Below are 21890 nucleotides of genomic sequence, written 5' to 3'. Positions count from 1 at the left end.
AGGGGCCCGGCAGCAGGTGCTGCCGGGCCCCTTCCGTCATCCGGCCTGGGCGAGGGGCGCGGGGCCTCTCGTACCGTCGGCGGTCTGCGGCGCGCTGCGGGCCAGGCGCTCCCGCAGGGCCGCCCGGTCGGGCTTGCCGGCGGCCGTCAGCGGCAGCTCGCCCACCACCAGGAGCCGCTCCGGATGCTTGCGCCGCTCCAGTCCGCGGGCGGTCAGGTGCTCGCCGAGGGAGGCGAGCGTGGGCGCGATGGATCCCCGGGGCACGACGCAGACGGCCAGCCGCTCGCCCATGAGCGGGTCGGGGACGCCGACGCAGACCACGTCCCGGACCCGCGGGTGCGAGCGGAGTTCGCGTTCGACTTCGGCGGGGCTGATGTTGGCGCCGCCGCGGATGACGATGTCCTTGAGCCGTCCGACGACGTGGAGGACACTGTCGGCGTCGAGGTAGCCGAGGTCGCCGGTGCGGACCCAGCCGTCGGGCGTGCGGTAGCGGGCGTCGAGGTCGGGGGCGCCGACGTAGCACAACGGCGTCATGGGTCCCCGGGAGATGATCTCGCCGATGGCACCGTCGGACAGCGGTTCGTGCGTGTCGGGGTCGGCGATGCGGATCTCGGCGACCCGGGGGTCGGGGTGGCCCGCGACGACACCGGAGGCGTCGGTCGGGGGAACCGTGTTGCCCAGTCCCGTGTGGCAGTTGACCCCGTCCGCCGAGCCGTAGAGGTTGACCACCGGGCAGCCGAACGCCTTCGCTGCGGCGGCAGCGGTGGTCTCGTCGAGCGGGGCGCCGCCGAGGACCAGGGCCGTGGGGGCGGGCAGCCGCTCGGCGGTCGTGTCGAGGCGTTCGAGCATCATCCGGACCATGGTCGGCACGCCGAGGACATGGGTCGGCTCGTGCTCACGGACCGCCGCGAGGGCGGCCTCCGGGGTGAAGTGGTCGAGCAGGACCAGGGTGCCGCCGTGCCGGGCGAGGGTGACGGCCGTGCCGTTGGAACCGAAGGCGGAGGCCAGCGGGACGAGGAAGAGGCAGCGCGGCGGGGTCCCGTCGGGGATGAGGGAGGCGAGGAAGTTCCCGCGGCCGCCGGCGAGCGCGTTGTGCGAGTACGCGATCATCTTCGGCTCGGCCTCCGATCCGGACGAGACGAGGATGCGGGCGGCGCTGTCGGGATCGGGCCGGGCCGGGACGAATCCGCTGGGGTCGGACCGCATGAGCCCGGCCCACGCGGTCGTTCCCTCCGGCGCGGTGCCGGGGCCCACCGCGATGACGTGGCGGAGGGCGGGCAGGGCGCGGGAGAGCGCGTGCAGATCGGCCGCGTGGCGGAAGTCGCGGTGTTCGACCGCGGCGATGACGGCGACGGCCTCGGCACGCCGCAGCAGGCACTCGGCCTCCAGGGTGCCCCGGCCGACGGGGAACGGGAGTGCGACGGCGCCGAGGGCGGCCAGCGCCAGGTCGGCGATGACGGCGTTGCGGTGGTTGGGCAGTTGTACGCCGACCACGTCGCCCGGGCGTATGCCGAGGTTCCTGAGGCCTGTGGCCAGACATCGCACCTTGCGGTCCAGGGCGGTGTAACAGAGTGCGCCCTTGGCGTCCAGGATGGCCGTGCGGTGCAGGTCCGCGATCTGGCGGGCCCGGAAGAGGCTGTAGAGGTCGAGGTCGGGGCAGGTGCCGTCGACCACCCAGGAGCGGCGGAGTTCGACGGGCAGCAGATCGCGCAGTTCGAGCCTGTCGGCGGTCATGCGAAGCTCCAGGGGTCGGGAACGGCGGGGGCACCGTGCGCATCACGGCTGATCGAGCCGGCGAAGCGCGCGTCGTGGTGCAGGTCGGAGAGGTCGGTGGTGACGGCGGTGGCGCTGAGGCCGTGAGCACTCAACTGGGCCAGGGCGTCGCACGTGGAGAGCTCGCGCAGGTCGTACGCGGCCGCGGCCGCGGCGCTCCCGTCGGAGGCCGCGATCCAGCCGTCGGCGGTCACCAGCGGGTGCCGGAACCCGGCGGGCCGTCTGGGGTCCTCCCCGCGCGCCGCCCGCCGCAGGGCGGGGGCGGTCAGGGTGTCGGCGGCGCCGAGGAGCGAGGAGTCCACCCGTACGCCGTGCCCCGTGTGCTCGCGCAGCAGCAGACCGGCCAGCACCGCCTCGGCGCCGTGCAGTCCGCCGAGTACGTCGAGCAGGGTCATCAACGAGGGTGCCGGGGCCTCGCCTCGGGGGCGGACGGCCTCGCCCACGCCGGTCCGCGCCTGGACCATGAAGTCGGTGCCCATGGGGGCGTCCCGGAGCCGGTCGGCCCAGCCGCTGGTGTACGCGTAGACGAGGGCGGGATTGACGCGCGCGAGGTCGTCGGCGTCGAGGCCGAGCTCGGCGGCCTTGCCCGGCGCCCAGTTGTGCAGGAAGACGTCGGCCCGCGCGGCCATGTCCCGCAGTCGGCGGCGGTCGGCGGCGGCCTTGATGTCGATCTCGACGGCCTTCTTGCCCCGGTTGAGGGCGAGCCAGCGTGCGGAGACGCCGGAGCAGGCGGGCGGCATGCCGCGCAGCGGATCCCCGCCCGGCGGCTCGATCCGGATGACCTCGGCGCCCAGCAGGCCGAGCAGGTGCGCGGCCAGCGGGGCCTGGATCCGGCGGCCCGCCTCCAGCACGGTCAGTCCGGCCAGCGGCCGGGCGGGCGAGGGGGCGAGCCGGGTGTCCGTGGGGCGCGCGGCAGGCAGGCCGGCGCCGGTTCCCCGGGGCTCCAGCGACCAGGGGGCGGCGCCGTCGGATTCCCCGGCGCGTTCGGCGAGGGTGCGCAGGACGCACACCTCGGCGCCGGAGAGCACCGCCGCCTGCCGGATCCGTACGAGGGGATGCGCCCGGGTCACCGTGTGGAGGACCGGCGGGAAGGGGGCGCAGGCGGTGGCGTAGCGGAACTGGAAGGGCCGCCAGCCCGCCCGTATCGCGTCGGTGGGGGCCTCCAGGGCCCGCCAGAACGCCGCCCAGGCGCCCGGATCGAGGGTCTCCAGCTCGAAGAGCACGCCTTCGGCCGAGGTGAAGGGCGGTCCGCCGGGGGCGAGTTCGGTGGCCTCGCCCTCGTCGGCCCCGGCCGCGGCGAGGTACTGGGACACGGCGAGCAGCCCGGCCCGGTCCGCGCCGGTGGTGACGTGGGAGGCCTCGGCTCCGCGGGCCTGGCCGACCAGGCCCGCGAGCAGCCCCTGGACGGTGAGGACGGCGGTGGCCGTCGCCGCGTAGTCGGCGGCGAGGCCGCGCGGGCCGCCGTCCCGTCGGCCGTGGACGGCCATGATGCCGGTGGCCGCCTGCACGGTCGCCTCGTCGACGAGCCCGCTCCCGGGGTTCCCCCAGGTGGTGGTCGCCTGCGCGGGCGTGAACCCGCCTCCGGTGAGCGTGATGCGGTCCGGCACTTCCTCGTGGCCGGGGGTGTCGCTCCGCGCGCCGAGCAGCCGCAGGTGTTCGGCGACGACGTCCGTGATCTGCGGGGGCCCCGAGGTGTCGAAGCGCAGTGTGTCGAGCGGCCGGACCGTCTGCGTGGTTGCGGGGGACGCCATGCCTCTCCTCTCCCGGCGCGGCGGTGGCCGGCGCCCAGGTCGTACGGGACTCGGGAACTCGGGAGCGTGCGCACCCGACCAGTTCCACGGACAGACAGTCGGACAGCCGTTCCCATGGGTTCCCGGGAATGAGGAGGAATGCAGTGACGGATTCAGGCGCCGCGTACGGCGGCCCCGCACAACCTGACATCGGCGGCGCGGAGTTGAGAGGACGGGTCGAACGGTTCGTGCGCGCGCGGGTGATCCCGTACGAGGCGGTGCTCGACGCGGGCGGGCCGGCCGCCGCTTCGGCCCTGGCGGAGCTGCGCGGCCGGGCCCGGGACGAGGGCCTGTGGGCGTTGCCGCTCCCGGCCGAACTGGGCGGCGGCGGACTGTCCTTCACCGCGTACGCGGAGCTGGCGGAGGCCGAGGGGGCCAGCGACCACGGCCCGGCCGCGCTGGGCTCCGCTCCGCTGCTCGACGTCACCATGCTGGGCCGCCACGGCGGTGCCCGGGTCCGCGAGGAGTACCTCAAGCCCCTCGTCGCCGGGGAGTCGCGGTCCTGCTACGCCATGACCGAACCGGAGGTTCCCGGCACCGACCCCTTCCGCACCACGACCCGCGCCGAGCGGCAGCCCGACGGAAGTTGGCTGGTCACCGGCCGCAAATGGTTCACCTCCGGCGCGGCGGGCGCCGATCTCGTGACCGTCATGGCCCGCACCGGCGGCGCACCCGGGGACCGCGGGGGACTCTCGCTGCTCCTCGTCCCCACCGGCTCGCCCGGCTTCCGTGTCGTCCGGGAACTCCCGGTACTCGGCGCGACGGGCCAGTACGAGATCGAGCTCGACCGCGTCCGCGTACCCGCCGACCACCTCCTGGGCGAACCGGGCGACGCACTGGCGATCGCGGGCGAACGCCTCGCGCTCGGCCGCACCCTGCGCTGCCTGCGCTGGCTCGGCCAGGCCCAGCGCGCCTTCGGCCTCATGTGCGAGCGGGCCGCCACCCACCGTGGGTCCCGGGGGCCGCTCGCCGACCACCAACTGGTCCAGCAGCACGTCTTCGACGCCCTGCTCGCGCTGCGCACCACCCGGCCCCTGGTCCACGAGGCCGTCGCCAGGATCGCCGCCGGGCAGGACGCCCGCACCGAGGTGGGGCTCGCCAAGGTCGCCGCCGCCCGGATGCTCCAGCAGGTGGCGGACTCGGCCATCCAGGTCCACGGAGCCGCCGGACTCGGTCCGGACACCGCACTGCCCGCGCTGTTCCGCACCGGGCGCGCCGCCCGCATCCTGGACGGCCCGGACGAACTCCACATCACCTCCGTGGCCCGCCGCGTCCTGCGCGACTACGGCGGCCGACGCGACTTCGACTAGACCCGGGTGATGTCGACGAGCCCGTCCAGCGATGCCAGTCCGAGGGCCAGGAAGTGGTCGCCCCAGATGAGTTCGTGCCGGATCGCCAGCCCCCTGCCGCTGTCGTAGCAGCCGTCCAGCAGCATCCCGGCCGGACGGCCGGTACCGGCGCCGTCGGTGACATGGGCTTCGGCAAGCCGCTTCAGGACGGCGACGGCCCGGTACGAGCACTCCTGCGCCCAGGGGCCGGGCACCCGGGCGAGTTTCAGCAGGGCGACCGCGGTGATCGCCGCGGCCGAGGTGTCGGGCGGCCCGTCCGGCCGGGCGGCCTCGGCCGGCGGGACGAGCCGCCCGGTGAGCACGTCGCCCTGTGCCAGCAGGAGCCGCGCCGCCCGCGCGAGCCGGTCGTCCGACCGGTGCGCGGCGACCTCGGGGCGGAGCAGCGCGTCGGCGACCGCAAGGAGGAGCCAGGCCCGGCCGCGGCTCCAGCCCGGCCGGGGTTCCGCGCAGGGCCGCCAGCCCGTCTCACCGGTGAACTCCCAGGCGGGGGGCGGCTCTTCGCCGCCGGTTCCGAGGCAGAGGTCGAGGTGCCGGTGGAGGTGGCCGGCCGCGGCAGCGGCCCCTTCAGGTCCGGCGCCCGCCAGCAGGGGCACCATGCCGGGCACGGCGTCCGCCCGGGCCAGCAGGCGGGGCCCGCCCAGCGCACTGCCCCAGGGCACGATCCCGAGCGCGGGGTCGTACGCCGCCAGGCAGGCCCGGGCCGCGTGCGCGCGCAGGGCCGCGGCTTCGCCCTCGTCGGCCGCCGAAGCGGTCCCGTACCAGAGGATCAGGCCACGGGTGGCGGTGTCCGCCTCCGCCCAGGACCCGAGCCGCGCCGTGCACGCGGCGGCGGCCCGCCGGTCGGCCTCGGCCCCGGTGGAGCGGGCCCGCAGCCACAGCAGTCCGGCCCAGAAGCCGCCGGTCCACGAGCCGCGGCCGGTCGTCGTCCACCGCCCGTCGCCGGGCTCGGCGTACAGCGGGAAGCGGGGGCCCACCTGCGCCGCGGTGACGGCGACCCGGTCGAGTACGGCCGCGAGTGCCCGGCCGGCCCACGCCTCGGAGGTCACGCGCCCGGCCCAGGCCCCGGAGGTCACGCGCCCGGCTCCTGACGGTCGCCCCGGCGGCCCCTGCCGTCCCGGCGGTCCCGTACGGACCAGAGGAAGGCCACGGCGGCCGCCACCGCGAACTCCGCCGCGACCAGCACCCAGCCGGACCCGTACCGGCCGCTCTGCGCGAACAGGCCGAACAGGGGCGGCCCCACCGCGAACCCGGCGAAGAAACCGGCCGCCACCAGCGCCGAGTCCTGCCCCGCCCGCCCCGGTGCGGCGCGCTGCATGACCAGCACCATGGACACGGCGTTGCCGGACACGGCGAACACCCCTACCGCCACGGCACCGACCCACACCAGGGGGCTCGCCAGCAGCGCGGCGGCCAGCAGGGCGGCCGCGCCGACCGCTCCTACGGCGAGCCGGCCGGGCAGCCGTTCGGCGAGCCCGGGGCGGGCCGCCTTCGACCACGCCACCCGGCCGCCGATCCCCGCCACGCCCAGCACGGCGACCAGCGCGGCGGCCTGGGTCGGTCCCATCCCCAGGCGCTGGACCCCGTACAGGGCGAGGTAGGTGTTGACCGAGGCGATCCCGGCCCCCAGGAAGAGCGAGAAGCCCGCGAGCCAGGCCACCATCCCGCGCGGAACGAACGAGGTACGGGCGGGGGCCGGGGGCGGCGGCGGGTCGGCGGGCAGGCCGCGCAGCGCCCACCCGCCGGCCAGCAGCGCCGCGCCCGACGCGGTCCACACCGCGCCCCGCCAGCCGATACCGGCGGCGAGCGCCGCGAGCGGCAACCCGGCGACGAACGCGCCCAGTTGCACCCCTGACTGCTTCAGCCCCGTCACGGCACCGCGCCGGGCGGGCGGTACGGCGGCCAGCACGGCCTTGTTGGTGGCGGGGTTGGCCAGGGCCTGCGGTATCCCGCCCAGCGCGACCGCGCCCAGCAGCAGACCGGCACCGGGCGCGGCGCCGATCAGGGCGAGCGCGGCGGCCGAGACCAGCAGCAGGGCGACGAGGGAGCGCCGCGGACCGATCCGGTCGACGATCCGGCCGCCCGCCGGGGACAGCACGGCGGCCGTGCCGAACCCGATCGTGGTCGTCAGGCCCAGCACCGCCGGCGATATGCCGATCCCGTCCACGAGTCGCGGGCCCAACGCGCCCAGCAGGAAGAGCTGGAGCATCGAGAACGCCATGGCGCAGGTGAGCAGTGCGGTCAGTTGCCGCTCGGCCCGGCTCCGCGGACCCGATGACGTGGCCGTCGCCGCCGCCGTCCCCTGTGACGCCACAGAAATCTCCCTTCCCCGGGTGCCGGAACACGTCGACCGACCGGGAAGGCAGTCGGACGGCGCCGCGGCCCGGTTCCCGCTCCCCCATGTGCGCTGCGCCACACCGGACGCACGGCCCAGGCGCGCCACGGACGGGCTCGAGAACTTGTCAGGAACCGCGCACCCAGGGGCGCAGCCCGCACAGCTGGTGCGAGGATGAACCCGCCATGACACCACCAGGCCACTGTTCACGAGCCGTTCGGGCTGCGATGTTCGCAGCCGTCTGCGTGCTGCTCGCGGCCACCGGCCACATCCTCATGTCCGGCTCGGCCGTGCCCTGGTGGGCGATGGCCGGCGCGTGCGTGGGGACCGCGGCCGCGGCATGGGTCCTCGCGGGCCGCGAACGCGGGCTGCTCACCGTCACCGCGGCGACCGTGGCCGTCCAGGGCGTACTGCACTGCGGGTTCTCCCTGGCCCAGTCGTTGATCCGCCCGTCCCTGCCGGCCGGGACCTCGTTCGCCCGCCAGTGGGCCGAGTACCTGACGTGCGGAGACGGCGCGGGAACCGCGCTGTCCGCCCGCGAGGCCCTGAGGGTGGTCGACGCGGCCGGGCTCGGCACACGCGTGTCCCAGCCACCGCCCGGTACCCCGATGCCGGGCACGCACTCCCACCACGCCGTGCACGACATGGCGGACACGGCCTCCGGTGCGACCGGCGCCGTACTGCCGGGTGGCGGCCACGACATGGGAGGCATGTCACCCGGCGAAATGCTCGCCGCCCACCTGCTCGCCGCCGTGCTGTGCGGCCTCTGGCTCGCCTACGGGGAGCAGGCGGCGTTCCGTGTCCTGCGCGCCCTGGCCGGGTGGTTCCGGACACCCCTGCGCGCGCTCTTCGGCCTCCGCGCCACGACACCGCACCGCCCGCGGATCCGCGTGCGCCGGGAGCGGCGCGGCCGCGCGCTGCGCCGGCTCCTGCTCGTCCACACCATCACCTCACGGGGTCCGCCCGCGGGAACCGCTGTCCTGTGACAGCTGGTTCCCCGAGCGCACGCTGACGGCTGTCTCCCGTCGCGCCTCGGGCATCGGCCGTGCCCTCCGGCAGGCCGCTACCCCTTCACCGGCCCCGCCGCGCGCGGCGCCGGACACCCCTTGCCCGTAAGGACCTTGTGGCGATGACTCCTGCCCTGACCACCCCGTACCGTCCCGCCGCCCGGCAGCCGGCCCGGCACACCCCCGGCTCCGACGCGGCCGTCACCCTCCTGGCGCTCGACGCCCGCGACGGCGACCCCGCGAAGGCCGACCGTTTCATCCGCGCCCTGCAGCGCGACGTGTGGCGCTACGTGGCCTACCTCAGCGCCGACCCCCAGTCGGCCGACGACCTCACCCAGGACGTGTTCCTCCGTGCGCTCGCCGCGCTCCCCCGTTTCGAAGGCCGCTCCTCCGCCCGCACCTGGCTGCTGTCCATCGCCCGCCGCACCGTCGTGGACAGCTTCCGGCACGCGGCCGCGCGGCCCCGGCTGTCGGACCGCGACGACTGGCAGGCGGCCGCCGAGCAGGCGCAGACGTACGACGTCCCCGGCTTCGAGGACGGCGTCGCGCTGGCGGAACTCCTGGCGGCCATCCCGGCCGAGCGCCGGGAGGCCTTCGTCCTCACCCAGCTCCTGGGCCTGCCCTACGCCGAGGCGGCGGAGGCCGTCGGCTGCCCCGTCGGCACCGTCCGCTCCCGCGTGGCCCGCGCCCGCACCTCCCTCATCGCCCTCCTGACGGACACCGGGCCGCAAGCCGCCGAACCGGCCGGCCCGGCCCCGCGCCCCGCCGGGCGCGGCGCCCCGCGGACCCGGGCGGCGGCCCTCGTACCGTCGGCGGCCTGATCCGGACGAGTAAGTCCGAAGGGCCGCCACCCGCCCGCTCCGCCGTCCAGGCCTGGGGACACCTCACCAGGCCTGGACCGGCCAGGGGTGATGCCCCATCAGGCCGGCCCAAGCGTGCCGCGTACGCTGGGGGTTCCGCTCCGCAAGGAAGGCTGATCGTGCAAACTCCCCTCTCATGGCTGGCCGGCAGGTACTCGCTCGACACCAGAGCCGTCAGGCTGGCCGCACTGGTCTCGGTGGTGGCGAGCATCGCGATCACCGTCACCGGTGGCATCGTGCGCGTCACCGGCTCCGGGCTCGGCTGTACCGACTGGCCCATGTGCACGGGAGAGACCCTGGCCCCGACGGCGGAGATGGGCCTGCACGGAGCGATCGAGTTCGGCAACAGGCTGCTCACCGGGGCACTGTGCGCCGTGGTGGGGTGGGTCATCATCACCGCCCGCCTCCAGAAGGAGCCGGCGCCCTCGGTGCTGCGCGGCGCCTGGGCGCAGTTCTGGATCGTCGTGCTGAACGCGATCGTCGGCGGAGTCACCGTGTGGATGCGGCTGAGCCCGTACATCGTGGCCGCGCACTTCCTGGCGGCCACGCTGCTGCTCACCGCCGCCGTGTACACCTGGCACGCGGCGTGCGCCGACGCAGGTGGAGAAGGGAACGTGGGTGGAGAAGGGGACGCGCCGACCCCGGACGGCCCGCGGCTGCCCGCGCGCTGCCGGTCCCTTTCGGTGGCCCTCGTCGCGGTGACGGCCGTGCTGGTCGTCGTGGGCACCCTCGCCACGGGGACCGGCCCGCACGCCGGCGACTCCTCCGATGTGGAGCGCATGCCCTTCAACTGGACGGCCGTGACCGTCGTGCACGGCGTGCTGGCCGCGACGGTCCTGGTCCTGGCCTGCTGTCTACTGGCCGCGCTGCCCCGGGAAGGCTTCGGCGACGCGCGCGCCAAGACGGTCCTCTTCCTCGCCGTGCTCCTGGCGCAGGGGGCGGTGGGGCTGGTGCAGTCGCTGACGGGCCTGCCTTCGCTCGCCGTCGTCCTCCATCTGCTGGGGTCGGCCCTCGTGTGGATCGGCGTACTCCAGGTGCACCTCACGCTCAAGCGGGCGGATCCCGGATTCCCGCGTCCGCTCGCCGCAGCGGCACCGCACGGCGCGCGGAGCGAGGCCGCGCACACCTGATCGCACGGACTGCACTGACTGCACTGACCGTACGGCCCCGGCTGAGAGCAGCCGGGGCCGTACGGGCTCAGTCGGACGCGGCAGGCGTACGGGCGAAGTGGCGGGCCGTCGGAACCAGCGCTGCGGCGGCCGGTACGAGGAAACAGGCGGCGGCGCACACGGCGAGGACCGGTGTGACGCCGAAGACGCTGACGCCGGGGGCGATCAGGGCCAGGCCGACCGGGGCCAGGCCGTAGGAGACCAGGAAGTCCAGCGAGGAGACCCGCGCCAGCTTGTCCGGGGCGACCTCGCGCTGCGTGGCCGTGAACCAGGGCACGTTGAACAGTTCGATCCCGATCCCGGCGACGGCGTACGCGACGACCACCACGGCGGGGTGCACGGGCAGCATGAGGCTCAGCGGCGCGAAGCCGTACGCGGCGAGCCCGGCGAACGCGGCCCAGCCCTGGGCGCGGGGCCGCCAGCGGGCGATGACCAGGGCCCCGCCGAGCGCGCCGACCGTGTACGCCGTCATGGCCGCGGCCAGCACCCACTCCGTGCCGTAGCGGTCCCGGCTGATCAGCGGCAGGGCGACGCTGGTCGCGGAGTAGCCCAGTGAGATGACCGCCGTCAGCGCGGCGAGGCCGGCGAGGAACCACGGGTGGCGGCGGGCTTCGCGTATGCCGTCCACGAATTCCGCACGGAAGGAGGCCCGGGGGGCCGGACCGACGGCGGCCGCGGAGACCGGGGCGTTCCCGGCGCCCCGGCCCGGCACGAGCGCGGCGACGAGCCACAGCAGGCCGATACCCATCAGCAGGGTCCGGATGTCGAGGAAGGCGGCGAGCAGCGCGGTCAGGGCGGGGCCGGCCAGCGTGGAGCTGCGGACGGCCAGGGTCATCGCGGCGTTGGCCTGCTGCCTGCGATCGGGGGCGACGGTCTCGGCGGTGAGCGCCTGGAAGGCGGGGCGGCAGGCTCCCTGACCGGCCCCCGCCAGGGCGGCGGCGCAGGTCATGAGCAGGACGGACCGGCCCAGTCCGGCGGCGAGCAGCGGCGCGGCGGCCGCGGCGGCGAGCCCCGACCAGAGGACGACCACCCGCCGGGAGTGGCGGTCGGCAAGGACCCCGCCCACGACGACGGCGGCCAGGAATCCGAGGGTCCGTGCGGCCAGGACCAGGCCGAGACCGGCCGGGCTGAGCTCCCGGTGGAGCACCGCGAGGCCGAGGACGAAGGGCAGCGCCCAGGTGGCGAGCCCGGAGGCGGTGGTACCCGACCACAGGCGCAGGAACGCCACGTCGCGCAGGACGGGAGGCGACGGGGGCGGATCGGTCTCGGTCGCGGTGGGCGCGGGTGAAGTCGCCACGGTGTGATGCTCCTTTGTTCACGGATCAGCGCGGACCACCCCGGTCGGGTCTCAACGACCTTCGCCATCAGGGCTGTTGGGGCCGGGCTTGTCGGCAGGTATCCCGGGGCGCGCGTCGGCGAGGCGCCCCCCGGAATGGATTAATGAAAACGATAACCATTACAGTACCCTTCGAACGCGGCACTCCTGCCCGGTGCACGACAACGCCCACGCCACGCCCCTCCAGACCGGAGAACCCATGCGCCACCCCGCCCGCTTCGGCATCGCCCTCACCGTCGTCCTCGCGACGGCGGGCTGCTCGGCAGCCACCGAGGGCTCCTCCTCGGCCGGCAGGCCCACTGCCGCGAACGCCGCCACGACGACCCTCACCAGCTGCGGACTGCAGCAGTCCTTCGACGCCCCGCCCCGGCGGGCCGTGGCCCTGGACCAGGCCTCGACCGAGATCCTGCTGGAGCTCGGACTCCAGGACCGGATGGCCGGAACGGCCAATCTGAAGACGAAGATCCCGCCGCAGTACCAGGACTCCTACGCCAAGATCCCGGTCCTCGCCCCGAAGATCGCCACCGGCGAGCAGCTGCGCGCCGCCACACCCGACTTCGTCGTCGCGGGATCCACCGACCTCTTCACCAAGGACCGGGCGGGCACCCGCGAGGAGCTGGGCGCGCTCAAGGTCCCCACCTTCGTCAGCGCCGTCGACTGCCCGCAGCAGAACGAGCCCGGCAGGACCCCCTTCGACCTGCTCTTCGCCGACTACGAGAACCTCGGCAAGGTCTTCGGCGCCGAAGAACGGGCCGGCAAGCTCGCCGCCGAGCAGCGCGCCGCTGTCGCGAAGGCCGGGGAGAAAGCCGGGGAGAAGGACGGAGAGAAGGCCGCGGGGAACGGTTCGCAGGCCGAGGACCAGCCGACCGTCGTCTACCTCTACTCCGTCTTCAACGGCATGCCGTACGTCGCGGGCGGGACCGGCCTGCCCAGCGAGATGAGCCGGATCGTCGGCGCGAAGAACGCCTTCGACGACGTGAACGAGGACTGGCCGGAGGTCTCCTGGGAGGAAGTCGCCCGGCGCGACCCGGACTTCATCGTCATCGGCGACCTGTCCGAGCGCGGCCGCCCGGGCGACAGCGCCGCCGAGAAGCGCGCAGCGATGGCCGGGCACCCGGTCGTCTCCCAGCTGGCCGCCGTACGCGACCGCAAGATCATCGAGGTGCCGGGGATCGAACTGGACCCGTCCGTCCGCTCCGTGCACGCGCTCGGCCTGCTGGCGGCGGGGATGAAGGACCTCGGGCATGTCCGCTGACACGGACACGGACACGGAGGCCGCCCGTCCCGGACCGGTGGACCTGCTGCACCCGGCGGCCCGCCGGGCGGCCGGGCAGGCCGTCACCGTGGCCTGCGCCGAGGCCCCTGCCCCGCCGGCTCCCGCCGGCCGGTCCGGGCCCGCGCAGGCCGGGCTGTTCGTCCTCGCCGCGGCCGCGCTGGCCGCCTCGGTGGCCGCGTCCGTACGGATCGGCACGGCGGACGTGGGATGGGCCGACCTCGGCAGGGTGCTCGGTGCCCGGCTCGGCCTGGACGTCGAACCCCTGCCACCGCTCGTCGACTCGCTCGTCTGGGACCTGCGGCTCCCGCGCGTCCTGATGGCGGCCCTGGTCGGCGCTTCGCTCGCCGTGTGCGGCACGGTGCTCCAGGCGGTCACCCGTAACGCCCTCGCGGACCCCTACCTGCTCGGCGTCTCCTCGGGAGCCTCGGCCGGCGCCGTCACCGTGGTCGTCCTCGGCGTCGGGGCGGGCACGCTCGGGATCACCGGTGGAGCGCTGGCCGGGGCACTGCTCTCGTTCGCCCTGCTGATGCTGCTGCTGCGCAGGACCGGCCTGGACTCGGTCCGGATCGTCCTGACCGGTGTGGTCGTGGGCCAGCTCTTCACCGCGCTGACCTCACTGGTCCTCATGGCCTCGGCGGACGCGGACACCACCCGGGCGGTCACCCACTGGCTGTTGGGCTCGATGGCGCCGGCCCGCTGGGACGCCGTCGCGGTCTGCGCGGCCGTCACGCCCCTCGGGCTGGCTGCCGCCTGGCTCCGCGCGGGCGCTCTCGACGGGCTCGCGTTCGGCGCGGACACCGCCGCCTCCCTGGGGGTCGGCGTACGGCGCACGAGGCTGCTGATGCTCGTGGTGACGGCCGTGCTGACCGCGGTGGCGGTGGCGACCGTCGGGGCCATCGGGTTCGTCGGGCTGATCGTGCCCCACGGGGTGCGGTTCCTGGTCGGACCGCTGCACCGGGTGCTGCTGCCCTACGCGGCCCTGAGCGGCGCGGTGTTCCTGGTGTGGACGGACGCGCTGGCCCGCGTGGCCTTCGCGCCCCGGGAGGTGCCGGTGGGCGTGATCACCGCCCTGCTCGGCGTACCGCTCTTCCTGCTCGTCCTGCGCAAGCGGGGTGAGCTGTGAGGATCACCGCCGAAGGGCTGAGCTGGTCGGTGGCGGGCACGAGCGTCGTCCGCGAGGTCGGCCTCGACATCGCACCGGGCGAGACGGTCGGGCTGCTCGGCCCCAACGGATCGGGGAAGTCGAGCCTGTTGCGCTGTCTGGCGGGCCTGCGCGTCCCGGACACGGGCACCGTCTCCTACGACGGCCGGTGCGTCCGGGGCTGGAGCGCCCGGCGCATCGCCCGCCATGTCGCCTTCGTCGAGCAGGACTCCGGCGCCGACAGCGATCTGCGCGTCGCCGACGTCGTGGGGCTGGGGCGGACCCCGTTCCGGGACCGCTGGCGGGGACCCGACGCCGCCGACCGGGCCGTGGTCGCCGCCGCGCTGGACCGCGTCGGGCTCACCGCACTCGCCGGCCGGTCCTGGCGGGCCCTGTCGGGCGGCGAACGGCAGCGCGCCCACATCGCCCGGGCGCTGGCCCAGCAGCCGTACGGCCTGCTCCTCGACGAACCCACCAACCACCTCGACGTCAAACACCAGTTGGAGCTGATGGAACTGCTGGCCGGCACCGACCGGACGGTCCTGGTGGCGCTGCACGACCTGTCGCTGGCCGCCCGGTACTGCGACCGGCTGGTGCTGATGCACCGCGGGCGCGCGGTGGCCTGCGGCACCCCGGAGGCCGTCCTCACCTCCGAGCGGCTCGCCGAGGTCTTCGAGGTGGACGCCGAGCTCGCCACCGACGCGCTGGGCAACCCGGCGGTCGCCTACCGCCGGCCCGTCCAGGCCTCACCCGCCCCGCTCACCTCACCCGCCCCGCTCGCCCTGTGACCCCTGTATCTCCCGAATCCCCCGCATCCCGTATGACAAGGAATCCTGCGATGACCACACCCACCACCACTGCCGCCGCCGCCGGGAACGTAGGCGACGTACGGACCGTGGAGGCCCTGACGGCCTCCGTACTGGCCGGCGAGCGCGGCCCGCTGCCCTCCACCCTCGTCGCGACCAGCGTGTTCTGGATCCATCACGGCACCCGGCTGGCCGGCGGCGACACCACCTACCTCAACCAGTACGTACTCGTCCGCCTCGGCGGCTCCTTCGGCGGCTGCGCCTTCGAAGCCGGCGAGATCGACCCGGCCGTCTGCCGGGACTCCTCCGGCACCCCGCTCGACGTCCTGCTGCGCGAGGCTCCCCGCCCGCTGCGGATGGCGGCGCTCGACGCCTACCTCTCCGAGGCGCACCCGCACCGCGCCGCCGCCGCGGCGGGGCACGCCGAGCCGGTCGTCCTGCCCGCCGGGACACCGGAGGTCCGCGCGAAGGCCCGCGACGCGGCCATCGCCGGGCTGCTGGACATCGAGGAGGGCGCGCGGGTCGGGCTCATCGGCGTGGTCAACCCGCTGGTCGCCGCGATCCGCGAGCGCGGCGGCATACCGCTGCCCTGCGACTTCAACCTCAAGACCACCCAGTGGGGAGACCCGGTCACGACCGACATGCACGAGGTCCTGGACCGGGCGGAGGCCGTCGTCGCCACCGGAATGACCCTCAGCAACGGCTCGTTCGACACCATCGTCGAGCGCTGCCGCACCCGGGGCGTCCCCCTGGTCGTCTACGCACAGAGCGGCAGCGCCGTGGCCCGCGCCTTCCTGGGGGCGGGCGTGACCGCGCTCTCCGCCGAGCCGTTCCCCTTCTCCCAGTTCAGCGCCGACCCGACCACGCTGTACCGCTACCGGACGGTGGGCGGCGCGTGATCCCCGCCGCCCGCCGGACCGTACCCGGTGCCGGTGCCGGCTCCCTCGCCCACGGGACCGGCACCGGGTACGCCCCCTGCCACCACGGCGAGATCCTCCAGGGCGTCTTCCTCGACGCCGCCGGACGCAGGTGCGCCGGCCTGGTCACCCTGCCCCTGGACGGGCTGGGCAGCCGCGCCGAGTTCGTACGCGCTCCGGACGCCGGTGCGGAGCAGCTCGGCGTCGTGCCCGCCGGCCGGACGAAGGCCCGTAGGGCGGCGGTCCTCGCCGTCGAGGAGTGCGCGCGGCGGCGCGGGGAGCCGCCCTGCGGCGGGGAGCTCCGGCTGACGGGGGACGTCCCCGTGGGCCTCGGCATGGGCAGCTCGACCAGCGATGTCATCGCCGCCATCCGCGCGGTCGCGGGCTCCTACGCCCTGCTCCTGGAGCCGGACACGATCGCCCGGCTGGCGGTGCGGGCGGAGCTGGCCTGCGATCCCCTGATGCTCGACGACCGCCCGGTGCTGTTCGCCCAGCGCGAGGGACGGGTCCTGGACGTCCTCGGCCCGGCCCTGCCGCCCCTGGTCGTCGTGGGCTGCGCCCTCGGCGGGGGCGCGCCCGTGGACACCCTCTCCCTGCCCGTACGGGTCCACGACGACAACGACGTGCGCGCCTACGAGCGGCTGCGCGCGCTGCTGCGCCGGGCGGTGGCCACCGGTGACGCGGCGCTGCTCGGGGAGGTGGCCACCGCCAGTGCCTGGCGCGGCCAACAGCTGCTGCGCCACCCGGAGTTCGACACGCTCACCGACATCTCCCGGCGGGTGGGGGCGACCGGCGTACAGATCGCCCACAGCGGCTCGGTCGCCGGCCTGATCTTCGACCCGGCCGCGCCCGGTACGAAGCACCGCGTACGCACCTGCGTACGCGCCCTGGACAACAGCGGCATCCCCGCCACCCGGATCTTCACCACCTTCCCCACGAGCAAGGAGCTCCGAAATGGACCAGCACATCGCGGAGTCGGTCGGCCGGCCTGACCTGATACGCCTCGAAGACCGGCTCATCTGCCTCCGCTTCGAGACCATGAAAGTGGTCTCCGCCCTCGCGGCGGTCCGCCACCTGCTCGACACCGGCGCCGTCCGCCGCGGGGACACCCTGCTGGACAGCTCCAGCGGCATCTACGCCTACGCCCTCGCCCTGGCCTGCCACCGCTACGGCATGCGCTGCCACATCGTCGGCTCGACGACCGTCGACCACACCCTGCGCACCCAACTCGCCGTGCTCGGGGCGACGCTGGAGCAGATGGAGCCGTGCAGCGACCTGAAGCTCGACCAGAAGCGCCGGGTCGAGCGGATCCACGAGATCCTCGCCGAGCACCCCGAGTACCACTGGATGCGTCAGTACCACGACGACGTCCACTACCTCGGCTACCGGGCCGTCGCCGACCGCGTCCGGCAGGCCACCGGGGCGGAGGCACTCACCCTCGTCGGCGGTGTCGGCTCCGGTGCCTCGACGGGAGCCCTCGCCCGCTACCTCCGGCAGGACTCGCCCGGGCTGGAACTCGTCGGCGTGCAGCCGTACGGCAGCGTCACCTTCGGCGCCGAGCACGTCGCCGACCCGGAGATCATCATCGCGGGGATCGGCAGCTCGATCCCGTTCGGGAACGTCGCGCACGAGCTGTACGACACGCTGCACTGGATCTCCTTCGACGCCGCCCTCGCCGGCAGCGTGGACCTGCTGCGCCGGCACGCCGTCTTCGCCGGGCTCTCCACCGGAGCGGGCTACCTCGCCGCCCGCTGGGAACGCGACCGCGCGCCCGGGCGGACCGTCCTGTTCATCGCCGCGGACACCGGCCACCGCTACGTGGACACGGTCTACGCCCGCCACCGCGAGGCCGCCCGCGTGGCGGACCTCGCCCCGCGGACGGTGTCGAGCCAGTCCGAACTGGCCCTTCCCTGGTCCCGGATGCGCTGGAACCGCTCACCGGCACCGGGCGGCCTGTAGGGCTTTCCTCCGCCCGCGGGAAAACCCCTGGCAGAGTTGCGCGGGGTCCGGTTAGGCTCCGCGACGATGATGACTCACCCCACTCACAGATCGGGGGTCCCGTCCGCGCAAGGTGAGTGCTGATGCTCACTCAGAACGCGATGGGGACTTCCCGCCTTTCCCTCTGGCTGCGCGTGCGCGAGTTCGCCGTGCCGCCGTCCATGATCGAGACCGCCACGGTCCGCCGGCATGCCGGGGACTGGGGCGCGGCGTGTGCCGCCGCAGGCTTCGACGTCGAATCCAGTCCTCGGACCGTGGCGCGCACCCACGGGCACGAACTCTCGGTCCGCGTCCGGGCCGATCTGCGGCATCTCGCTCCCGACCTGCTGCGCTGGCACATGCCGAGGGTCGCTCCGGACGGGCTGCTGCGCCCGGGGCTGACGATCGCCCTGGCCCGGTACGAAGGAGCGGGCCGTGACGGTGTGAATCCGGTGCACCTCGTGGCCCGGACCGCGCCGGCCTGGGCGGATGCCGGTCAGCGGATCAGCCTCGCCCTCTGGGACGGGTCCCGTTCCGATCCCGCGGCCCGCCGCCATCCGCACCCCCGTCCCGACCGGCGCTTCCGCCTCGACCTGCACCGCCACCTGTGGGACGCGCGCAAGGCCGACGAGCTGCGGTTGCGGTCCGGGGCCGACCGGCCGCCCGCCGACCGGCCGCCCGCGCCGGATCCGGGCGTACCGGATCCGCACGTACCGGGGACCGCGCCGCCGGGGCGGCTGCCGTGCGCCGTCGACCGCTGGGCGGCCGAGGCGCAGTTGCTCCTCCGGGCCGAGGGGAGGACCACAGGCCCGGTCGCGGTGCGCCTGGGCTCCCGGAACAGGCTGCTGCTGGAGCCGTCCCCGGACGGGAACCGGACCGGCGGGCCGCCCGCCGTGCGGATCACGGCGCGCTCCGCGGACGCCCTCGACCCGGCGCTGCCGGTCCTGCCCGACGCCGCGACCTGGGTGCTGCCCGACCTGGAGCTGCTGCGGGCCGGTGTGCTCGGGGCGGACCGGCTGCACCCGCTGGTGGCCTCGGCGCTGGTCCCGGACCACGCTCCGGGCGGGCCGTCCCGCGGCCCGGACGCGGCGGCGGGGCAGCCACACCTCGTCGAGTGCCGTGGGGCCCGGCACCGGATCGCCCTGGTCGACGGGGTGCTCGCCCCGCTGGACCACGACCCCGACGAACTGCGCCGCGAGGAACTGCTGATAGCCCTGACCGGTACTCCGCTGCCCTGCCTCCAGGCGATCGACGTGGCGCACCGTCGTCCCGACTGCCTCACCGGCGTACGCGAACGCCTCGACCACGGCGACATCGCCGGTGCGCTGGCCGTCGTCGAGGGCCTGCTGGGCCGGGACGCCGTACTGCGCGACGGCGTGCTGCGGGACGAGCTGGAAGCGGCCGCGCAGCGGCAGCTGACCTACGGACTGTTCCGGGCGGGTCTGGCCGGACCGGGACCGGGCCGCATCCACCCGGGTGCGCGCCGCTCCCGCGACGACCTCCGGCGCCCGCGCCACGCCATGCGCTGATCCGGGGCTCCGTCCCCGCACCCCCTCCACTCACCACGAACCCCCTAGGTGATCACTCATGCCCATACGCACCCCGCTCGCCACCGCCTCGCAGCTCGACGTCGCCGACGCACTGCTGGACCTGCTGCGCGACACCACCACCGAACCGCGCCCCGACACCCAGCTGGAGGCCCTGACGCTCGCCGTGGCCGCCGACCTGCCCGTCCTCCTGTGGGGTGAGCCGGGCATCGGGAAGACCGCCTCCCTGACCCAGCTCGCGGAGTCCCTCGACCTGCCGCTGACCACCGTCATCGCCAGCGTGCACGAGCCGTCCGACTTCTCGGGGCTGCCCGTCGTCGGGGACGACCCCGCGGAACAGGGCGTCCCGATGGCCCCGCCGGACTGGGCGGTGCGCCTCGTCCGGGCCGGCCGGGGGCTGCTCTTCCTCGACGAGCTGTCCACCGCACCGCCGGCGGTGCAGGCGGCCCTGTTGCGCCTCGTACTGGAACGCCGGATCGGGTCCCTGCACCTGCCGCCCGGGGTCCGCATCGTGGCCGCCGCCAACCCGCGGTCCTCGGCGGCGGACGGCTGGGAGCTGAGCCCGCCCCTGGCCAACCGGTTCGTCCACCTCCAGTGGATCCACGACCAGGAGGTGGTCGTACGCGGCCTCGGCGGGACCTGGCCCCGGGCGACCCTGCCCCGGCTCGACCCCGGGAAGCTGGCGCCGGCCGTGGACTTCGCCCGTCGCGCGGTGTGCGGGCTCCTCGCCGCCCGGCCCGCACTCGTGCACCGGCTGCCCAGCGGGGAGGCCCGCCGCGGCGGCCCCTGGCCGTCGCCCCGCAGCTGGGAGATGACCCTGCGTCTGATCGCCTTCGCCACCGCCGCGGGCTCCGCCCGGGACGTACTGTCCCTGCTGGTCAGGGGCACCGTAGGGGACGGCCCGGGGCTGGAACTGCTGGCGAGCCTGGACCGGATGGACCTGCCGGACCCGGAAGCGCTCCTCGCCGATCCGGCCGGGGCCGCGCTGCCCGAGCGCGGGGACCTGCGGCAGGCCGTGCTCGACGGTGTGGTGGCGGCGGTCCGCAAGCGCCCGGAGAAGTCCCGCTGGGACGCGGCATGGGCGCTCCTGGTCCGGGCACTGGAGACGGGGGCCCCGGACCTGGTGGTCGTCCCCGCGACGACGCTGGCTTCGCTGCGCCAGGAGGAGTGGGACGTCCCGGCCTCGATCGAACGGCTCGCCGGTGCGGTGTCCCTGTCCCGGCGGGCGGACCAGGTGGCGGCCCGGACCGAGGCACGGGCCGCCGCCGTGGCCGTGCGGGCGGGCCGGTGACCGGCGGCGCGCGGAGCACCGGCAGCGCTCCGGGGACGCTGGACCTCGACAAGCTCTACGCCGCCCGGCTGCACGCCGTACGGGCCCGGCCCTATCTGGCGACCGCGCTGTTCGCCCTGCACACCGTGGAGTCGAGGAGGGTGCCGACGATGGCCGTCGACCGGCACTGGCGGTGCTACGTCTCGCCGGCCTTCGTGGACCGGACCCCGGTGGAGGAACTGGCCGGGGTGTGGGTGCACGAGGTGTCGCACCTGCTCCGCGACCACCACGGGCGCGGTGACCGGGTCGCGCGGCAGCAGGGGCTGACCGGCCGGGGCGACCGGCTGCGGATGAACATCGCCGCGGACTGCGAGATCAACGACGACATCTTCGGCGACGGGCTCACCCGGCCCGAAGGCGCCGTCGAGCCGCGGCTGCTGGACCTGCCGCCCGGCGAACTGATGGAGGACTACCTGCGCCAGTTCCGCCTCGGACCCCGTACGGAGGACATCGCCTGGCTGGACTGCGGCAGTGGCGCCGACGGACTGGAACGGGAGTGGGACCTGGGTCCGGACGGCGCGCACGGCCTCAGCGAACAGGAGCGGGACGCGGTCCGGTTCCGGGTGGCGCAGGGCATCACCGGCCGCCCCGGAACGGCCTCGAAGGGGTGGCGGCGGTGGGCGGAGGAGGCCTTCCATCCGCCGCAGCCGTGGCGGGAGCTGCTGGGAGCGGCGCTGCGCTCGGCGACCTCCGGCTCGGGCGCGGGCGACGACTACACCTACGGCCGGCCCTCGCGGCGTTCGGCCGGTGTGCCCGGCGCGATCCTGCCGAGCCTGCGGCGCAGGCCGCCCCGGGTCTGCGTGGTCATCGACACCTCCGGTTCGGTCAGCGACGCCGAACTGGGCAGCGCCCTGCACGAGGTGGCCGCGATCTCCCGCGCGGTCGGCGGCCGGCGCGACCTGGTCACCGTACTGTCGTGCGACGCGTCGGCCCAGGCCGTCCACCCGCTGTGCCGCGCCGAGGGCATCGAGCTGGTCGGCGGCGGGGGTACGGATCTGCGCACCGGCTTCGCCAGGGCGCTGCGGGCGCAGCCCCGGCCGGACGTCGTCGTGGTCCTGACGGACGGCCAGACGCCCTGGCCGGATGCCCGCCCGCCGTGCCGCACGGTGGTGGGCCTGTTCCCCCGGTCCCGGTCGGCGGCCGAGGACGACCCCGAGTACGTCCCCGACCGGCCGCCGGAGTGGGCCCGCGTGGTCGACATCGGCTGAGGCACGTCGTCCGGCGGGGCTGGGCCGCCCGGGCGGGTCACATGCCCTGGAGACGTGGCCCCGCGGCGCGCG

The 21890-nt window shown here is 75.3% G+C and carries 18 protein-coding genes; 13 read left to right on the top strand and 5 right to left on the bottom strand.

From position 1 onward, the window contains the following. Positions 1-36 precede the first annotated feature (36 nt). Complete coding sequence (locus tag OG447_RS20485) at positions 37-1734, bottom strand: class I adenylate-forming enzyme family protein (protein ID WP_266938274.1); 1698 nt, start codon at positions 1732-1734, stop codon at positions 37-39. After that, positions 1731-3524 carry a CoA transferase gene (locus OG447_RS20480; protein ID WP_266938273.1) on the bottom strand — a complete coding sequence of 598 codons (1794 nt, stop codon included), beginning with the start codon at positions 3522-3524 and terminating at the stop codon, positions 1731-1733. Before OG447_RS20480 ends, OG447_RS20485 begins: the two co-directional genes overlap by 4 nt. A gap of 143 nt (positions 3525-3667) precedes the next feature. Here OG447_RS20480 and OG447_RS20475 point away from each other — a divergent pair, with 143 nt between their 5' ends. Next, positions 3668-4873: an acyl-CoA dehydrogenase family protein gene (locus OG447_RS20475; protein WP_266938272.1), complete on the top strand. Its 1206-nt coding sequence runs from the start codon at positions 3668-3670 to the stop codon at positions 4871-4873. Here OG447_RS20475 and OG447_RS20470 read toward each other — a convergent pair. After that, a complete protein-coding gene (locus OG447_RS20470) occupies positions 4870-5985 on the bottom strand; it encodes a sugar ABC transporter permease (RefSeq protein ID WP_266938271.1) in 1116 nt (371 codons plus the stop codon). The genes OG447_RS20475 and OG447_RS20470 overlap by 4 nt on opposite strands. After that, complete coding sequence (locus tag OG447_RS20465; RefSeq protein WP_266938958.1) at positions 5982-7130, bottom strand: MFS transporter; 1149 nt, start codon at positions 7128-7130, stop codon at positions 5982-5984. The genes OG447_RS20470 and OG447_RS20465 overlap by 4 nt, the downstream gene beginning before the upstream one ends. Before the next feature lie 341 nt (positions 7131-7471). Here OG447_RS20465 and OG447_RS20460 point away from each other — a divergent pair, with 341 nt between their 5' ends. From OG447_RS20460 to OG447_RS20450, 3 genes are all read left to right on the top strand, one after another. Next, positions 7472-8230 (top strand): hypothetical protein, encoded by a 759-nt coding sequence (locus OG447_RS20460; RefSeq protein WP_266938270.1) that lies wholly within the window; start codon positions 7472-7474, stop codon positions 8228-8230. Between the two features lie 143 nt (positions 8231-8373). After that, positions 8374-9072: a sigma-70 family RNA polymerase sigma factor gene (locus OG447_RS20455; RefSeq protein ID WP_266938269.1), complete on the top strand. Its 699-nt coding sequence runs from the start codon at positions 8374-8376 to the stop codon at positions 9070-9072. Between the two features lie 158 nt (positions 9073-9230). Next, entirely contained in the window at positions 9231-10241 is a 1011-nt protein-coding gene (locus tag OG447_RS20450) for a heme A synthase (protein ID WP_266938268.1), read from the top strand. Positions 10242-10308: 67 nt separating this feature from the next. On the opposite strand, the gene OG447_RS20445 is transcribed toward OG447_RS20450, so the two are convergent. Continuing rightward, complete coding sequence (locus OG447_RS20445; protein WP_266938267.1) at positions 10309-11577, bottom strand: MFS transporter; 1269 nt, start codon at positions 11575-11577, stop codon at positions 10309-10311. A gap of 193 nt (positions 11578-11770) precedes the next feature. Here OG447_RS20445 and OG447_RS20440 point away from each other — a divergent pair, with 193 nt between their 5' ends. The 9 genes from OG447_RS20440 to OG447_RS20400 all read left to right on the top strand — a co-directional run bounded on the left by OG447_RS20440 (position 11771) and on the right by OG447_RS20400 (position 21818). Next, entirely contained in the window at positions 11771-12871 is a 1101-nt protein-coding gene (locus tag OG447_RS20440; protein WP_266938266.1) for an ABC transporter substrate-binding protein, read from the top strand. Continuing rightward, positions 12861-14015, top strand: coding sequence for an iron ABC transporter permease (locus OG447_RS20435; protein WP_266938265.1), 1155 nt, complete (start codon positions 12861-12863; stop codon positions 14013-14015). Before OG447_RS20440 ends, OG447_RS20435 begins: the two co-directional genes overlap by 11 nt. Continuing rightward, positions 14012-14821, top strand: a complete 810-nt coding sequence (locus tag OG447_RS20430; protein ID WP_266938264.1) for an ABC transporter ATP-binding protein — start codon at positions 14012-14014, stop codon at positions 14819-14821. Before OG447_RS20435 ends, OG447_RS20430 begins: the two co-directional genes overlap by 4 nt. A gap of 50 nt (positions 14822-14871) precedes the next feature. Then, on the top strand, positions 14872-15738 hold the full coding sequence (locus OG447_RS20425) for a DUF364 domain-containing protein (RefSeq protein WP_266938263.1): 867 nt from the start codon (positions 14872-14874) through the stop codon (positions 15736-15738). Continuing rightward, complete coding sequence (locus OG447_RS20420; protein ID WP_266938262.1) at positions 15735-16748, top strand: GHMP kinase; 1014 nt, start codon at positions 15735-15737, stop codon at positions 16746-16748. The genes OG447_RS20425 and OG447_RS20420 overlap by 4 nt, the downstream gene beginning before the upstream one ends. Beyond that, complete coding sequence (locus tag OG447_RS20415) at positions 16711-17715, top strand: pyridoxal-phosphate dependent enzyme (RefSeq protein ID WP_266938261.1); 1005 nt, start codon at positions 16711-16713, stop codon at positions 17713-17715. The genes OG447_RS20420 and OG447_RS20415 overlap by 38 nt, the downstream gene beginning before the upstream one ends. Positions 17716-17837: 122 nt before the next feature. Continuing rightward, entirely contained in the window at positions 17838-19262 is a 1425-nt protein-coding gene (locus OG447_RS20410; protein WP_266938260.1) for a hypothetical protein, read from the top strand. 58 nt (positions 19263-19320) lie between these two features. Beyond that, positions 19321-20571 carry a MoxR family ATPase gene (locus OG447_RS20405; protein WP_266938259.1) on the top strand — a complete coding sequence of 417 codons (1251 nt, stop codon included), beginning with the start codon at positions 19321-19323 and terminating at the stop codon, positions 20569-20571. After that, a complete protein-coding gene (locus OG447_RS20400) occupies positions 20568-21818 on the top strand; it encodes a VWA-like domain-containing protein (RefSeq protein ID WP_266938258.1) in 1251 nt (416 codons plus the stop codon). The genes OG447_RS20405 and OG447_RS20400 overlap by 4 nt, the downstream gene beginning before the upstream one ends. The last annotated feature ends 72 nt before the right edge of the window (positions 21819-21890 follow it).

Origin of the sequence: Streptomyces sp. NBC_01408, from assembly GCF_026340255.1 — a bacterium.
Classification (GTDB): Bacteria; Actinomycetota; Actinomycetes; order Streptomycetales; family Streptomycetaceae; genus Streptomyces.
This window is presented reverse-complemented; position numbering and strand designations above follow the sequence as displayed.

Coding starts and splice junctions, on each gene's coding strand:
- OG447_RS20485 (WP_266938274.1), bottom strand. CDS start 1,734: ATGACCGCCGACAGGCTCGAACTGCGCGATCTGCTGCCCGTCGAACTC.
- OG447_RS20480 (WP_266938273.1), bottom strand. CDS start 3,524: ATGGCGTCCCCCGCAACCACGCAGACGGTCCGGCCGCTCGACACACTG.
- OG447_RS20465 (WP_266938958.1), bottom strand. CDS start 7,130: ATGGCGTTCTCGATGCTCCAGCTCTTCCTGCTGGGCGCGTTGGGCCCG.
- OG447_RS20460 (WP_266938270.1), top strand. CDS start 7,472: ATGTTCGCAGCCGTCTGCGTGCTGCTCGCGGCCACCGGCCACATCCTC.
- OG447_RS20455 (WP_266938269.1), top strand. CDS start 8,374: ATGACTCCTGCCCTGACCACCCCGTACCGTCCCGCCGCCCGGCAGCCG.
- OG447_RS20435 (WP_266938265.1), top strand. CDS start 12,861: ATGTCCGCTGACACGGACACGGACACGGAGGCCGCCCGTCCCGGACCG.
- OG447_RS20425 (WP_266938263.1), top strand. CDS start 14,872: ATGACCACACCCACCACCACTGCCGCCGCCGCCGGGAACGTAGGCGAC.
- OG447_RS20415 (WP_266938261.1), top strand. CDS start 16,711: ATGGACCAGCACATCGCGGAGTCGGTCGGCCGGCCTGACCTGATACGC.
- OG447_RS20410 (WP_266938260.1), top strand. CDS start 17,838: ATGCTCACTCAGAACGCGATGGGGACTTCCCGCCTTTCCCTCTGGCTG.
- OG447_RS20405 (WP_266938259.1), top strand. CDS start 19,321: ATGCCCATACGCACCCCGCTCGCCACCGCCTCGCAGCTCGACGTCGCC.